Genomic DNA, 15141 nt, shown 5'->3' on the forward strand with positions numbered 1-15141 from the left:
GTTACGTTAGTGATGCACAGGGCGGCCGTCGGGCCGCCCTTTGTCGTTTTCGCTCAGAGCGTATGCCCTGCCTTGAGCTCCATCTCGTATTCGGAGCGGGAGCCCTTCACGCCGAGTTTTCCGTAAAGGCTGACGACATGGCCGATCACAATGAGTGCAGGACCGGGGAGGTCGGCCTCCACCACCTTGGCTTCGATTTCGTCCAGCCGACCGATTATGACGCGTTGATCGAGCCGGGTGCCATTGTCGATCACGGCCACCGGCATGTCCGGATCGACACCCTGTGACAGCGCCTTTTGCGCGACTTCGCCCAGCGCGTTGAGACCCATGTAAACAAGCACCGTCTGACCCTTGCGGGCATAGCGGGTCCAATCGTGATCCAATACGCCGCCCGCGCCATGAGCGGTGATAAAGACGCAGCTTTGTGCGTGGTCGCGGTGCGTGAGCGGGATACCCGCCGCCGCGCCACAGCCTGCCGCGGCTGTGATCCCTGGCACGACCTCGACCGGGATGCCGTGGGCAGCCACATCTTCAAGTTCTTCGCCACCGCGCCCGAATATGAAGGGATCACCCCCCTTGAGTCGCAGAACGCGCTCGCCCCTGCTGGCGCGTTCAATCATTAATTCGGTTATTTCACGCTGTGTTAGAGTATGTTCCCGGGGCTTCTTGCCCACATAGATCCGCTCGGCATCCCGGCGCACGAGGTCGATGATCCCATCGCCAACCAGCCTGTCGTAAAGCACCACGTCCGCGTGCTGCATCATGCGAAGCGCTTTGAAGGTCAGAAGGTCCGGATCCCCAGGCCCCGCGCCCACCAACCAGACTTCGCCATGTTTCAGATCAGCGGAACCGCGGGCGAGGTCTTCTTCCAGCCGCTCTTCAGCCAGCGCTTCTTCACCCGCAAGGAAGGCGTCCCCAACCGGCCCTTCAATCAGGTTTTCCCAGAAGCGCCTCCGGTTCCGGCCATTGGGCACCGCTTCGTAGATTCGCCCACGGAAGCGCGCGAGAAACAACGCGAGACGGCCATAGGCTGCGGGCAGCATCGCCTCCATCCGAGCGCGCAGAATGCGGGCGATCACCGGGGCGGCGCCTCCTGTCGATATGGCTATCGTGATGGGTTCCCGTTCCACCACAGAAGGGGTGATGAAGTCGCAATAAGTCTTCTCATCCGCAACGTTCACAAGAGCGCCCGCGGCCTTGGCTGCGCGATGGAGGAGCGCATCGCGTTCCGGCACTTCCGATGCGCCATAGGCAATGATGCATTCGGCGAAATCGGCATCATACGGGAGACGCGCGATATGCGTCAGGTTCTCGTGCTCAAAAAAGGCACGGACCTCGTCGCCCGGTTCAGGGTCGAATACGGTGACGAACGCACCTGCATTCAGCGCACGTTCGACCCGGCGAGCAGCCACGGTATTGCCGCCGTCCACGACAATCCGCTTGCCGGCGACTTCAAGAAAGATGGGAAGAAAATCCATGATATGCCCCTGTCTTTGTCGCCCATGTCCTGCTTTGGCTGTGCGTTGTCAAATGCGGAAACATGCATGTTTTCTTGGCCTACACGCCCGCTTGGATCAAGCTTATGATGGGAGACATGAACATCCAACGCCCCTTTACCGCCGAGAACCCGCACCCTTTCGCGCCGTATGTCGCGATACTTGCCCGTGGCAAGACCAAGCAGCGGCCCTTCACCTTCGAAGAGGCCCGCGATTCGATGGCGATGATCCTGCGGGGCGAGGCTTTGCCGGAACAGATCGGCGCTTACCTCATGCTGCTTCGGCTGAAGGAGGAAACACCCGAGGAAATTGCGGGCTTCGCTACGGGTACGCGTGACACATTTCCGAAAATCGAAATCCCGCCGGTCGATCTCGACTGGTCGTGTTACGCAGGCAAGCGTGTGCAACTTCCGTGGTTTCTCTTGTCGGTTTCCGCCCTTGTGCAGTCGGGAACCAAAGTGGTGATGCACGGGGCGGAGGGGCACACGCCCGGGCGGATATACACCCGCGACGTGCTCGCGCGGTTCGGGCTACCCATCGCGGAAAGCTTCGAAGAAGGCGCGCAACAGGTGGAGAGCGGGTTCACCTACCTTCCGCTGGAAGTCCTGAACCCGATGCTGCGCGACCTGATCGAGTTGAAGCCCGTCTTGGGTCTTCGATCTCCGGTCAACAGCTTCACCCGACTGCTCAACCCGTTCAACGCGCCGAGTGTCATGCAGGGGATATTTCATCGTGGTTTTCTCGACATTCATTCAGGGGCCGCGCGTATCCTGAACATACCCAACATGGCGGTGTTTCGCGGGGACGGGGGCGAGATCGAGATGCGCCCAAACAAGCCCTGCCCGGTCTGGACGACACATGCCGATTCCGAACCCGAAATCGAAACATGGCCCGCCACGCTCGACGACGGCCATGCTCCGGCGGATAGCGAGATGAACCCCGACCGCCTGCTCGACGTGTGGGAGGGGCGCGATTCGGACGTTTATGCGCGCGAGGCAGCGATCTCGACCCTTGCCGTGACAATTGCGACCATGCAGCGCGCGGAAAATTCGCAGGCCGCCCGCGAATTGGCCGAAACACTTTGGGGTGACCGGGACAAAACCCGCCTGTTTTGACCTGATGGACAAAATCTGTCGCCCGGATGTCGTGTTCCATGCCTAGCTATTGGCAAAACGCCAACAGGAGGACGACATGTCACGGGACTTCAAGATCAGCCGCCGGGGATTCATGGGTGGTACAGCGGGTGCAACCCTGATCGCTCTTCACCCTTTTTCGGCCCGCGCCGCGGGTGCTCAGGCGCATTTACGCATTATGGAGACGACGGACCTGCACGTTCACGTCTATCCCTACGATTATTACAGCGACAAACCCATCGACACGGTCGGGTTGTCGCGTACTGCGTCGATCATCGAAGAAATCCGTGCGGAAGCGACCAATTCGATGCTCGTGGACAATGGCGACTTCCTGCAAGGCAACCCGATGGGCGATTACATGGCCTACGAGCGCGGTATGAAAGAGGGTGACATGCACCCGGTCATCACCGCGATGAACACGGTGGGCTTCGACGCCTCGACCCTCGGCAACCACGAGTTCAATTACGGGCTGGATTTCCTGATGAAGTCGCTGGCCGGGGCCGAATTCCCTGTGGTCTGCGCCAACGTCGTCAGTGAAATGGGCGGCAGTCCTCGCGACGACAAGACGCTACTTAAGCCGTATGTCATTCTCGACCGTGAAGTGACCGATGGAAACGGCGAAACCCATGTGGTCAAGGTTGGCCTGATCGGCTTCGTGCCGCCACAGATCATGACTTGGGACCGTCGGCATCTGGAAGGCAACGTTGAAGCGCGTGACATTGTCACGACCGCCGAGGCCTGGGTCCCGCAAATGCGCGAAGAAGGCGCTGATCTTATCATCGCACTCAGCCATTCCGGGATCGGATCAGCCCAGCGCGAGGACGGTATGGAAAACGCCAGCGTTCCACTTGCTGAGGTCGACGGAATTGACGCGTTGATGACGGGCCACAGTCACCTCGTCTTTCCGTCGCCCACCTACGCCGATTTCGTCGGGCTCGACGCCGAAGCAGGCACCATCCACGGCAAGCCGGCGGTGATGGGCGGCTTCTGGGGGTCGCATCTGGGTGTGATCGACCTTCTGCTCGAGAAAGACGGTAACGAATGGCGCGTCCTTTCGGCCGAGACCGAGGCACGGCCGATTTCGAAGCGGAACGAAGATCGCTCGGTCACGGCGCTGGTCGAGGATGTGCCCGCTGTGCTCGCAAGCGTCGAGGCCGAACATCAGGCGACACTTGAATATGTACGCCGGGCCGTCGGCGAAACCGCCGCGCCGCTACACAGCTATTTCGCTTTGGTGGCTGACGACCCCAGCGTGCAAATCGTGTCGAACGCTCAGCTTTGGTACATTGAACAGATGATGCAAGGGACCGAGTACGAGGGGCTTCCCATCATTTCTGCTGCCGCGCCGTTCAAGGCCGGTGGGCGTGGTGGGCCCGAGTATTACACCGACGTGCCGGTCGGCCCGGTGGCGATCAAGAACGTAGCTGACCTGTATCTCTATCCAAACACCGTGCGTGCGGTGAAGGTGACGGGGGCGGAAGTCAAAGGCTGGCTCGAACGGTCGGCCGGCATGTTTAACCAGATCACACCGGGCGAGCCTGACCAGGTTCTGCTGAATCCCGATTTCCCATCCTACAATTTCGACGTGATCGACGGCGTGACCTACAAGATCGACCTGAGCAAACCGTCGATGTTTGACTCTGACGGCGCCGAAGTGTCGGAGGGTGGCCGGATCGTGGACCTGATGTTCGAAGGCGCGCCCGTGACGGACGATATGGAGTTCATCGTCGCCACCAATAACTATCGCGCGGGTGGTGGCGGCAGTTTCCCAGGAGCGAACCCGGAGAACATCATTTTTGAAGGTCCGGACACCAACCGCGACGTGATTGTGCGCTATATCGTGGACAAGGGGACGATCGACCCCAAAGCGGATGCGAACTGGACCTTCGCGTCGATGGAAGGGACCACAGTCTTGTTCGATACCGGACCGGCGGCGACGGCATACGCAGATGCGGTCGAGGGCGTCACGATCGAGCCGGCCGGTGACGGCCCAGATGGATTCGCGCGGTTCCGCATCACGCTCTGACAAATCAATGCCTGCGTGAGAGGCGCCCGGCGCCTCTCACACACGCCGTTTCCTTCGTTGAACCTCACTCAAGGTCGCACTATCACCAACGAAAAGCGGAGGCGCATATGGCGAACCATTTCTACAAGGGCGATCTACCAGACGATCTCGACATGGGGCCAGTCGTGGCGATCGACTGCGAAACGATGGGACTCAACCCGCACCGCGACCGGCTGTGTGTGGTTCAGATGTCGGGCGGAGACGGTAACGCCCATGTCGTTCAAATCGCGAAGGGACAGACCTCCGCGCCGAATCTGGAAAAGATGCTTACCAACCCAGAAGTGCTCAAGATTTTTCACTTCGGCCGGTTCGACATCGCTGCTCTGCTCAATGCCTTCGGCGTCCTCACCGCGCCGGTCTATTGTACCAAGATCGCCTCGAAACTGGTTCGCACCTACACTGATCGTCACGGACTCAAGAACCTGCTCGATGAAATTCTTCGCATTGACATATCGAAGATGCAGCAGCAATCGGACTGGGGCGCGAGTGTTCTGACTGAGGCGCAGCTCGATTATGCGGCGTCGGATGTGCTATATTTGCACCGTCTGAAAGACAAACTGGACGCGAGACTCGCACGCGAAGGGCGAGCCGAGATGGCTGAGGCGTGTTTCGCGTTCCTTCCAACGCGCGCGCAGCTTGATCTGGCCGGTTGGCCGGAAATCGACATCTTCGCACATTGAGCGATCGGTCGCTTTGATCCGATCCCATTGACAAGTCACAGGTTCAGGCGCTCAATATCCAAGATGCATGAAGCACGCCAATCCGCTTCGTGGCGTTCACCGAAAGGTGGACAACACGTCGGCCGCCACGGGAAACCGGGCGTGGCGCTTAGCATAAACTCCTGTTATCCGTCCCTTTTTCCGGCCCCGTCGCATCCCGCGGCGTGAGTCAGGGACCATCTATCCATAAGGAGGAAAGATGCAGTATCAAATCAGCGGCAAACAGATCGACATCGGCGAGGCGCTCCAGGTCTATGTGAAAGACGGCTTGGGGACTGTCGTGGAAAAATACGCCGAGCGCCCGACGGATGCGCACGTCATATTCTCGAAAAACGCTGGGGAGTTCTCCTGTGAAACGATCGTGCATCTGTCCACGGGATTGACTGCGCAGGCCAGTGCGCATGCGCACGATATCCACGCGGCTTTCGATCAATGTGCTGAAAAGATGGAAAAACAACTGCGCCGATACAAGCGCAGGTTGAAAGATCACCACAAGGAACGGTCCAACCCGGTTGATGTTTTTGAAGGAGCCTCGTATATCCTCGCGTCTGAAGACGGGCCCGACGAGTCGGAACCGGAAAGCATGGAACCGATGATCATCGCAGAGATGGAAACACGGATCCCGGCGCTTTCTGTCGGCGAAGCGGTCATGCAGATGGAACTGGCTCATGCGCCAGTGCTTGTCTTTCGGAACGAAAAGTCAAAGGGCGTGAACGTCGTATATCGCCGCGAAGACGGCAATATCGGCTGGATCGACCCGGGAAACCAAGCCTGAGTGGGGCGGGCGCGAAAGACCTAAGGTCGGGTAGTAGTTGAACTGATGGATCTATCGGAAATTCTTCGGCCCGCCGCTGTAAAGGTGGTGGCCACGGTATCTTCCAAAAAGCGCCTGTTTCAGGATCTCGGCGACATCGTCGCCGGGACCTACGGCATTGATGCCAACGCGGCCTTCACGGCATTGCAGGAGCGTGAAAGTCTCGGACCAACTGGCGTTGGCAAGGGGATTGCACTCCCGCACGCGCGGATCGAGGGGTTGGACAGGGTGGTCGGGGCGTTCCTGCGCCTTGAAAAACCCGTCGATTTCGACTCGGTGGATCGGCAGCCTGTGGATCTCGTCTTTGCGCTTTTTGCTCCTGACGGAGCCGGTGTCGATCACTTGAAAGCGCTCGCATTGGTTTCACGCACGATGCGCGACCAGTCGGTCGCTTCGAAATTGCGGGCGAACAACGACCCCGAGACCCTTCACACCATCTTGACGGACGCGCAGGCAATCCGCGCGGCCTAGCCCGCCTCGTTGCCTTCGCGGCCCCATTTCCGAAATCCGAAAGCCATATAGTCGCGCGCGTAGCAATTTCTCACGGCTTTCTCCACTTCCTCGTCATATATCGACGCAAGTGAATACGGCTCGTCCTTCACAGCTTCACCCAACGGCGGCGGGTCAATTCCGATTTCTTTCGAGAGAAATGCGAGACCTTCTTGAACCTGGGCTTCCCGCAGGACATGGTCCGGCGCGACGAAACCTGAAAAACCACGCAAGAGCACATCCTGCGTCGCCCAGATGGGTTCAACCGGATGCGCACTCGAACCTCCCAGTGTTCCGGCGACAAACTCCAGGAATTTCAGGAACGCTGCCCGATGGCGCGGTCGGTCGTACTCCTCGCCGATAGGCGTATCCCACGGAATATCCAACCCGTATTTTTCGATCAGCCCGTGCCGCAACTCCCACATTGTCCAGGGTGTTTGATTGAGCACGTAGCGACAGAACACCGAGTGAGACCTTTCCGCAGGATGGCGCAACACGGTGAAGCTACGGCTCCCTTTGTTTCGGTTTTTCCATTGGCGAAGGTCTTTTTGCGTAAAGCCGGTCGTCAACTCGTCCCGTTGGACACCGTCCACCGCACCAAGCCAGTCCCTGATTTCCTGATCCATAGCCCCAGGTATGGGCATGAAACACAGACCGGCTTCTCTGGCAGTCACATAGCTTGGCACGGTCGGCCCGCGTTTCGGTTCGAAGTTGGGCAAACGACCAAGGTCGTACCGGTCGATGTCATTGACCGTCTTCTCGACCTCCTCGAAATTCCGAACTTTGTCGGCCAGCGGCTCAGGATTCTGCTTTTTGAACTGGCCCGAAAGGCGCTCGAGCTTCTCGGTTTCTCCGAGGTATGCCGCTAGCCCATTCACCACGCGAATATCTTGGATATCTTCATAGTCGATATGAAATCCGGCCTGCCCGCTGATTTGAAGTCTCCGAGCAATATTCTGTTGTCGTTCCTTGACGGTGAAATAGAAGTGCTTGAAGTCCTTTGGATCGAACTTCACGCGCCATGTCTTTCGGTCTACATCATCGCCAAGCTGCCATTGTTTCGTCGACCATGCGATCCGTTGGCTCACCCATGCGTCGACGAGGTTCCGTGTCAGGACAATCTTCGCGCACCGCCGATCCTCCATTACCAGATCGAAGACACGAGGATCGTGGTCGTGGAAAAGGCGGAAACCGGGGATTCCGTCGGCATTTGCCTTCATCGCCTCGATAAGCGCGATGGGGTCGGCATCACGCTGCGCCATCGTGATACCGAACAGTTCTGTGCGGTCCGGATCGACCAGCAGCCAGGGATTGAACGCTTCGCCGAAACAGGAGATGCCGGGAAACTGCTTGAGGTTCGACTCGAGGAAATTGGACCCGGTTCGCATTTCCGCGAGGATTACGAAATAGTCGAACTGCCGATCCATGATGTCCTACTTGACCAGATAAGGTTTGCGCGGTTTATGGCGGCTCTGCCGATCCGAGTTATCCACGGGGAAATCGCCCATCAGATAGGGCTGCATACCCTGGTTCTTGAGGTTCTGAAGAAACTGTCCGAACCCATCGAGCGACACCATGCGCGGTGCCTCCGTCAGCCGGTTTGCCTGACGGGCGCCAATCTCGTCGATAATGGTCTGAAGCGGCTCCATCGGGTTCTCAATAAAGTCTGCCAAGGTCCAAACACGAACACGGGCTTTCGTCCAGACGGACCGCAGGACCTCGATATGCTGCGTTTCGATACGCTGTAGCCGCGCCGCCTCGCGGCGAATGTCCGAAAAATTCGCATTGGAATAGAAAAGTGGCACTGCCCATGCACCACTGATGACGCTGATCTGAGCGTTCGGGTCCTTGGCCACATCCCAGGAGATATCCTGATTGTCAGCAGGGCCGAACATGAAACACTGCCTTTCGCCACGCGTGTTCCAGATCAAGTTGGTCAGAAAAGCGCGGGGGTTGTAGTCGCGGAGATCCGCGCTATCGACCATGGCACCGGCAAACACCTTCTGCCGACCAGAGTACTCCGCTCGTTCCGGTCCATATAGATGGCCATGAACCCTCGTCTGCGTCACCCGGCCAAGCCATTCTTCGAAGTCCTCGAACAATTCAGTGAACCCTTCGAAGATCGAGTATTGTGACGAGGTCAGCCCGTTCTCCCAGTTTTCATTTGGAAAGCGGCTTTGCATGTAAAGCCCCGGGCGCCCCTTCGTTCGTCGTTCAACGGCCTTCGAGAACACCCGGTCAATTTTGCCGGGGTTGGGCTCCGCTCCCGTAAAAATCGAACCATCATCCGACAGAAACCCGTTGTATAGCTTCTCGGCATGCGGCCAGATTTTCCGAGCAACGAAACAATCCGACCGTCGCAGGAGCTGCATGTGATCGTCGTAGAAAATGTGCGGCTTGCCTTGGAAATCGAACTTCGACAGCGTGAGCGATCGGCTTTCGATATTGGTGGAATAGAGCCTGGTCAGGGTCTGGAAGTAGCTTTCGTCAGGTATCCAGACCTTTGAGAAATACCGATCATATTTCTGACGATCTGGGTCCTCCAGGATTGCGGTCAGCGTTTGTCTGGTGAGGCACCACCACTGGCTACCAAGATGCGGTACCAATCCCTCGGGCACTTTGCGTTTGAAGTTCATCCGGCGTTGGAATCTGACGTAGCCGTCGAACGCGCGGCGATGCCTTTTCCAAGAAAACGGAAAACGAAAAATGAACCGTTCGATATCCAACCCGCCTACGGTCCATGGGACATCTTCGGTCGTGACGCTTTCGATGAAATTCGTCATAGGGCGCGCAGCAAGGTATTCCTTGAGTTCGTCGATTGGTCGAAGCGGAAGGCATGATCCTGACGCGAGATACACATGGCGAACCTCGGGAAACTCGGCGAGGAGCACCTCGGATGCTGTCTGACTCGCGGCCACGAGCGACCAAGTGCCCCATTCACAACTGAAGCGTTTGCAGAACTTGACGTTCGGAAGATCACCAAGCTGGGCTGTGAAGGACTTGTAGGCCCGTCGATCCACCTTCTTGTCGACATGTATCACGACCGGACACTTGTTGACCGCCCAGTGCCGCGCCACCTCTGCAGCCCGGTCCAGCGAGGTGTGGACGAGCATCGCGAAACCGACGCTCACGCCCAGTTTCCTTTGGACATGAGCCCGAGAATCTCAAGCTGCCTCCAGTTAATGTATTTCTCGGACCATTTGCACCAGAGGTCGGGGTCGCTATCCAGTTTCTCGGCGTACGCCCGGTACTCGTGGCTGGCCGCGTAATGCTGGCGCCTCTCCAGCTCCTCGGCAGCCTTGGGGGCGAACGTGTCGAGAAATTTTGCGTGGAGGAGACATCCTGATGCCTTTTCTCCCCCCCATTCGTCGTAAACCAGATTCAATCCGCGCGGGAGCAAGTTGTGAGTCGAGGAAACGTAGGTGTAACTGCGTTGCCATTTGACCAGTGGGATTTTGTTGAGTGCCGGTGCGCGGGCCGGATTGTCCGGAAAAAACATGCGGGCGCGCGGACCGCCCTGTATCCACAGGTTTCCGAATTTCGTGTTCTTCTCGATCATGTAATTCCCGGCATCGAACCAGCTCGCGATCTCGAAGGGGTCCTGACCTGCGGAATACGGTTGCGACGACATCGGGCCCTTGGGGTACATATCCAGGAGCATGGCGCCGAAGCTCTTGATCGACGAAGCATCGAGCCAGTCGGTGAGGGCGCGAAGTCCGCGCGTGTCGCAAAACGGGAATACCAGAAACTCGTCCGGGTCCACTGTCAGGCACCAATGACCGTGCGCGTAGCGCCGCATCAGCCAGTTGAGCCAATCGACACCGAAACGAGCCCTTTTATAGCCCGCCTTCGAAGTCCAGAGCGACACGTCCTCTTGCTCGGCAAGATACTCGCGCGTCCCGTCATCGCTGTCGTTTTCGACAAATACGAAATGGTTCACGCCCATGTTTCGGTAGTAACGCAGGAAATAGGGGAGCCGTATTCGCTCGTTCCTCGCCGTGCAGAAAACCAGAATGTCGTTGGGTTTGATTGTTTCCGTGCGGTTGACGACAGACTTCATCTCGCGTCGCTTGCGGAACGCGCGGATGCGCCATCTCTTGCGAAGCATCCGAAGCCTGTATGTCCGCGCAATGCCCAAATCTGCCCTTTCGACGCCTCGGCGCTCAATCCCGATATCATAGGCAGTTTAAGACAATATTGAAATGAGCCTCCCAAGTTGGGAGCTTGCCCGTCACCACCAACGCTTCGCGTTCTTTCCGCGCGATTTTCTGTATTTCGTTCACCCAAGGATACAAAGCCTCTGGATCAAGGTAAATGACATTGTTTCCAAATACTTCACGATAGACCGGCAGGTCTGAGGCCAGGACTTTCGTCCCCAAGCTGAGCGCCTCACCTGGAGGAAGACCGAACCCCTCGACGAAGCTGGGCATGAGGAGACCGTGCGCGCCTGCAATCAACGATGCCGTCGCCCCATCCGAAAGCGGCCCGAGTTCAACGACATTGGACGGTTCGAGATCGAGACGGGCGAACACCTTCGCGTTGTTCCAACCCCGCGCACCGACAATGAACAACTGTGGAATCGCATCGGGCCTCATGGTGTCACGCATCGCTGCCCATGCATTGAGTAGCATTGCATGGTTTTTTCTCGGCTCGATCGTGCCGAGAGCTACGAAATAGGGTCTATCCAACCTTAAACCGATAGGTATTTGCGCTTTGTCCGGGGTTGGTCGTTCAATACCCAGCCGGGCGACTTCACCGGGCGGCACACGACCGAAGCGTTCGAATTGCGCTTCGGTCACGCCGCGGGTCGCATTGGACGTGTGGATCACAAGGTCCGCCTTTGCAGCGACCTGTCTCATCCGCGCTTCGAAACTGCTGACGGTCCCTTCCCGCTGCCAATGCGGATGGTCGAGCGGTATCGTATCGTGAACAAGCACCACGCAGTGTCCATCGCAGGACTCGTGAATGTTGTCGAACACGCTCGCCACAAGGTTCGAGTGACCGACATTGAACCAGATCGTTCCGCGCGGAAGATGTTTTGCAAACGTCTGACCGAGCGTGCGCCGCCCGGTTCTTGCAATCGCGAACCGGCGTAGGTCGGCCTCCGCGCCACGACGACCGGTTCCGGGCCGCATGAAAACCTTCGTCAATATGTCCGGCTCACCCCACGGCACGTCACCGAGAATTCTCTGCGCCAGATGTCCGACACCCTCGCGGTCGAACAACGTGAACCCGAAGGAAGAACGCACTAAGGCAAAGAGCGGTGCATTTTCGCTAAGAAAACGTTTGAGATATGCGGCCTCGACCCGGTCGATCCCTGTCCACGTTGGTCGACCGACGCGAGAGACCAGGCGCGACAAGTCGATCAGGCGCGCGGCCTCGGTCATCCCGGGCCCCTAGCCCTTCTCGACCACCGTTTGGAGATACTCCATCAGCTCTGTGCGCAGTTCCTTGCGCTCCAGCCCAAAGTGAACCGTCGCTTGCAGATAGCCGGACTTCGAGCCGCAGTCGAAGCGTTCACCGTCGAAAAGAACGCCATGAACGGGCCGGCCCTGAGTAATTTCGTCTGCGATCGCGTCGGTCAACTGAATTTCGCCGCCTGCACCCTTTCGAAATTTTCCAAGGTTCGCGAGGACCTCCGGGGTCAGGATGTAACGCCCGATCACGGCATAATTCGAAGGCTGTTTGCCGGTCTGCGGCTTCTCGACCATTCCCTTCACTTTGATGAGATTGCCAACCTGCTCTTCCGGGTCGAGCACGCCGTAGGCATATGCCTTCTCAGGGGCAACCTCCATTGCCGCGACCATGGAGCCACCGGTCTCTTCATGCGCATCGACCATCTGTTTCAAACACGGCTTGTCGCCCGTGATAATATCGTCCGGCAGAAGCACGGCGAAAGGTTCGTCCCCGATCAGCCGGTTCGCACAATAGATCGCATGACCAAGGCCAAGCGCCTTGTGCTGCCGGATATAGGCGATGGCGCCCGAGCCCATATTGGTCGAGCGCAGGACATCGAGCAATTCGTCCTTCCCCTTGGCCACCAGGTCAGCTTCGAGCACCGGAGCGTTGTCGAAATAGTCTTCGAGCGCACCTTTCCCGCGCGACGTGACGAAAATGAACTCCTCGATCCCGGCTTCGCGCGCCTCGTCGATCGCGTATTGGATCAGAGGACGATCGACGAGCGTCATGATTTCCTTGGGAATGGATTTCGTAGCGGGTAGAAACCGTGTTCCGAGCCCGGCCACAGGAAATATCGCTTTTGTCACTTTTTTTGTCATATCGCGTACCTACAATTTTTTCTGTCACGGACCGGGGTAACAACCGCAGGCTTCCCCGTTAACATTAGGTGGTTTTGGGCACAGTGATATTTTGTGCGCGGCCAAACGTCACCCAGTTATTGCGCGCGCTGCCTAAAATCCGCGCACTTGCCCGATCATTGCACGTTCACGCGCGACGCGTCGGGCAAAGCTTGTGGCGCAAACCAAGGGGTCGGCACGGTCTGATGGACCGAACACTCCACCGCGTTGCTCCCAAAACCCGTCAGAGTGGAATTTGACCTGATGGGGGCGCGCAGTCGCGGATAGCTCCAGAACAGTTATTACTTCACCGCGCGCGACCCGTTCGCGTGCCTGTGCCTCAAGATCGCTGCGCGACCATCGTCTCCCGGCGATCAGTGTCGAGGAACCCGTGGCGGAGGTATCGAACGGTAGGAAAGGCGCAGAAGCCGCCTTGATTGGCACCAGGTCGGAAAGAACACGAGATAACCCGTCTGCGAAGCCGCGCTCGAAACCCCGCATCAATCGTCCCACGTCGCGAGGTTCCAACCGGCCGTCATTCAGATACCGGATAAGCCGGGATCTTTGCTCCAAAAAGGCTCTATTTCGGCCGAAATCTATCAAATCGGGCGCATGCTTGCGCAGGAATACGGCCGATGACGCGGCGATTTCCGAAAGGTCCAACGGGGCGCGGCCTGCCTTGCGCGTGGGTGAGGCGGCAAAGCCGTGGTGCACTTGCGCCAAAGGCACCAGCATAGTGCGGGCATCCGCGAGACGCAGGTTCACATCCGTTTCGTCGAGAAAGAAACGAAATGCGGGGTCGAATCCTCCAATGCCCGCAATCACGTTTCGGCGCAGGGCCATGTTGGTGCCTTCTGTCTTTGCCGCTTCGCCACCGCCGACCCGAGGCTGATACGGCAAGTCACCCTTCTCCACGAGCGGCCTTGCGACGCCAGTCCGGTCCACCACCCGGCCCCGCCATTGGAAGCTGATACCATTGCGTCCACGCACGTAACCGCCGGTCTGCACCACTTCGGGATCGTCGAACGGCGCGGTGAGAAAGGACAACCAGCTCGGCTCCGGTACAGCGTCATCGTCAATGAACGCAACAATCTCACCTGCCGCGTGTTGGATGCCAAGATTGCGGGCTGACGAGATGTTCGGCTCGTCGAACGGCACGCATTTGATCCTGTCTGCCCAAGCATCCACCGCAGCGCAACCTGCCGGATCCGCGACCACCACGACCTCGAAAGCGTCGTGCCAAAGCTGGCTGATGCCAGCAAGACAACGCGCGAGGAGTGCGGGGCGTCCCCGGCTGACGACTATGATCGAAACCCGAAGGGGCCCGGTCATTCGATACCCATTTCGGCGAGCATGGCTTCGATGCGCGGCACGTCTTCGGGATTGTTCAACTCCCAAAAGCTCCGCCCGCGGGCGTCAACCTCGACGCACAGCATCGGCTGCTGGCGCTCCAGAAATCGCAACTGCTCCAACCCCTCGAACTTTTCGAGCGGTCCGGGCACCCAGCGCGGATAGGCAGCAAGCGCCGAGGGGCGATAGGCGTAAACGCCGACGTGGTGAAAAACCGGTGTCACGGCATCCGGTGCGAAGTTTTCAGTGGTGTAGGGAATGACTTCTTTCGAGAAGTATAGTGCCTGGCTCTCGATCCCCATGACCGCAGTCGTTGCTCCTACTCGTCCCGCGCGGCGATCTTCACGAAATCCATCCAGCGCGCGGCCGGAACAGCGAAGGACCGGTGTGGCGACTTCTGCCGTCGGGTGCGCCTTGAGCGCGGCAATCAGATCCTCGATGAACCAGGGCGGCGTCAGCGGCGCGTCGCCTTGAAGATTGACAACGATCTCATAGCGCGCACCAAGCGCATCCAGCGCTTCGGCGCAGCGTTCGGTCCCATTGGCGCAATCGGGAGATGTCATGACCACGTCGGCCCCGAAACCCTGCGCGGCGTCTCGGATGCGGGCATCATCGGTTGCGATGACCACCTTTTCGACGCCAGCCACCTGTTGCGCAGCATCCCAACTTCTGCGGGTAAGTGATCTCGCCTCGCCGGTCGCCCCCACAAGCCGTGCCAGCGCCTTGCCCGGATAGCGGGTTGAAGCATAACGCGCCGGAATGACGAGTAGAACGGGCAT

At 58.5% G+C, this 15141-nt stretch carries 13 protein-coding genes; 5 read left to right on the plus strand and 8 right to left on the minus strand.

Annotation, left to right across the window (positions count from 1 at the left end; genetic code table 11):
• Nucleotides 1-53: 53 nt before the first annotated feature.
• Complete coding sequence (gene cysG, locus KJP28_RS14355) at nt 54-1478, minus strand: siroheme synthase CysG (protein ID WP_218393301.1); 1425 nt, start codon at nt 1476-1478, stop codon at nt 54-56.
• 62 nt (nt 1479-1540) lie between these two features.
• On the opposite strand from cysG, the gene KJP28_RS14360 reads away from it, so the two are divergent.
• The 5 genes from KJP28_RS14360 to KJP28_RS14380 all read left to right on the plus strand — a co-directional run bounded on the left by KJP28_RS14360 (nt 1541) and on the right by KJP28_RS14380 (nt 6698).
• On the plus strand, nt 1541-2611 hold the full coding sequence (locus KJP28_RS14360) for a glycosyl transferase family protein (RefSeq protein ID WP_218393302.1): 1071 nt from the start codon (nt 1541-1543) through the stop codon (nt 2609-2611).
• 76 nt (nt 2612-2687) lie between these two features.
• On the plus strand, nt 2688-4655 hold the full coding sequence (locus tag KJP28_RS14365) for a bifunctional 2',3'-cyclic-nucleotide 2'-phosphodiesterase/3'-nucleotidase (RefSeq protein WP_218393303.1): 1968 nt from the start codon (nt 2688-2690) through the stop codon (nt 4653-4655).
• Between the two features lie 107 nt (nt 4656-4762).
• A complete protein-coding gene (locus KJP28_RS14370) occupies nt 4763-5374 on the plus strand; it encodes a ribonuclease D (protein ID WP_218393304.1) in 612 nt (203 codons plus the stop codon).
• A gap of 238 nt (nt 5375-5612) precedes the next feature.
• Entirely contained in the window at nt 5613-6188 is a 576-nt protein-coding gene (gene hpf / locus KJP28_RS14375; protein WP_218393305.1) for a ribosome hibernation-promoting factor, HPF/YfiA family, read from the plus strand.
• A gap of 45 nt (nt 6189-6233) precedes the next feature.
• Nucleotides 6234-6698, plus strand: coding sequence for a PTS sugar transporter subunit IIA (locus tag KJP28_RS14380; protein ID WP_218393306.1), 465 nt, complete (start codon nt 6234-6236; stop codon nt 6696-6698).
• Here the strand turns inward: KJP28_RS14380 and KJP28_RS14385 are convergent.
• The 7 genes from KJP28_RS14385 to KJP28_RS14415 form a co-directional block, all read right to left on the minus strand.
• Nucleotides 6695-7978, minus strand: coding sequence for a nodulation protein NodH (locus KJP28_RS14385; protein ID WP_218393307.1), 1284 nt, complete (start codon nt 7976-7978; stop codon nt 6695-6697). The genes KJP28_RS14380 and KJP28_RS14385 overlap by 4 nt on opposite strands.
• Before the next feature lie 171 nt (nt 7979-8149).
• Entirely contained in the window at nt 8150-9847 is a 1698-nt protein-coding gene (locus KJP28_RS14390; protein WP_218393308.1) for a beta-1,6-N-acetylglucosaminyltransferase, read from the minus strand.
• Nucleotides 9844-10824 (minus strand): glycosyltransferase family 2 protein, encoded by a 981-nt coding sequence (locus KJP28_RS14395; protein WP_218393309.1) that lies wholly within the window; start codon nt 10822-10824, stop codon nt 9844-9846. The genes KJP28_RS14390 and KJP28_RS14395 overlap by 4 nt, the downstream gene beginning before the upstream one ends.
• Nucleotides 10825-10891: 67 nt before the next feature.
• Nucleotides 10892-12103 (minus strand): glycosyltransferase family 4 protein, encoded by a 1212-nt coding sequence (locus KJP28_RS14400; RefSeq protein WP_218393310.1) that lies wholly within the window; start codon nt 12101-12103, stop codon nt 10892-10894.
• Nucleotides 12104-12112: 9 nt separating this feature from the next.
• Entirely contained in the window at nt 12113-12994 is an 882-nt protein-coding gene (locus tag KJP28_RS14405; RefSeq protein WP_218393311.1) for a UTP--glucose-1-phosphate uridylyltransferase, read from the minus strand.
• A 132-nt stretch (nt 12995-13126) separates the two neighbouring features.
• Entirely contained in the window at nt 13127-14344 is a 1218-nt protein-coding gene (locus KJP28_RS14410) for a glycosyltransferase family 2 protein (RefSeq protein WP_218393312.1), read from the minus strand.
• The gene (locus KJP28_RS14415; protein ID WP_218393313.1) at nt 14341-15141 is read right to left on the minus strand and encodes a 3-deoxy-manno-octulosonate cytidylyltransferase; all 801 of its coding nucleotides are present in this window, start codon (nt 15139-15141) and stop codon (nt 14341-14343) included. The genes KJP28_RS14410 and KJP28_RS14415 overlap by 4 nt, the downstream gene beginning before the upstream one ends.

This window comes from Maritimibacter dapengensis (genome assembly GCF_019218265.1).
In the GTDB taxonomy this organism is placed as follows: Bacteria; Pseudomonadota; Alphaproteobacteria; order Rhodobacterales; family Rhodobacteraceae; genus Maritimibacter; species Maritimibacter dapengensis.

Bases quoted from the DNA above. Each gene is read 5' to 3' on its own strand.
- cysG (WP_218393301.1), bottom strand. From the start codon at position 1,478: ATGGATTTTCTTCCCATCTTTCTTGAAGTCGCCGGCAAGCGGATTGTC.
- KJP28_RS14360 (WP_218393302.1), top strand. From the start codon at position 1,541: ATGCATGTTTTCTTGGCCTACACGCCCGCTTGGATCAAGCTTATGATG.
- KJP28_RS14365 (WP_218393303.1), top strand. From the start codon at position 2,688: ATGTCACGGGACTTCAAGATCAGCCGCCGGGGATTCATGGGTGGTACA.
- KJP28_RS14370 (WP_218393304.1), top strand. From the start codon at position 4,763: ATGGCGAACCATTTCTACAAGGGCGATCTACCAGACGATCTCGACATG.
- hpf (WP_218393305.1), top strand. From the start codon at position 5,613: ATGCAGTATCAAATCAGCGGCAAACAGATCGACATCGGCGAGGCGCTC.
- KJP28_RS14380 (WP_218393306.1), top strand. From the start codon at position 6,234: ATGGATCTATCGGAAATTCTTCGGCCCGCCGCTGTAAAGGTGGTGGCC.
- KJP28_RS14385 (WP_218393307.1), bottom strand. From the start codon at position 7,978: ATGGCGCAGCGTGATGCCGACCCCATCGCGCTTATCGAGGCGATGAAG.
- KJP28_RS14395 (WP_218393309.1), bottom strand. From the start codon at position 10,824: ATGCTTCGCAAGAGATGGCGCATCCGCGCGTTCCGCAAGCGACGCGAG.
- KJP28_RS14400 (WP_218393310.1), bottom strand. From the start codon at position 12,103: ATGACCGAGGCCGCGCGCCTGATCGACTTGTCGCGCCTGGTCTCTCGC.
- KJP28_RS14405 (WP_218393311.1), bottom strand. From the start codon at position 12,994: ATGACAAAAAAAGTGACAAAAGCGATATTTCCTGTGGCCGGGCTCGGA.
- KJP28_RS14410 (WP_218393312.1), bottom strand. From the start codon at position 14,344: ATGACCGGGCCCCTTCGGGTTTCGATCATAGTCGTCAGCCGGGGACGC.
- KJP28_RS14415 (WP_218393313.1), bottom strand. From the start codon at position 15,141: ATGCCCGTTCTACTCGTCATTCCGGCGCGTTATGCTTCAACCCGCTAT.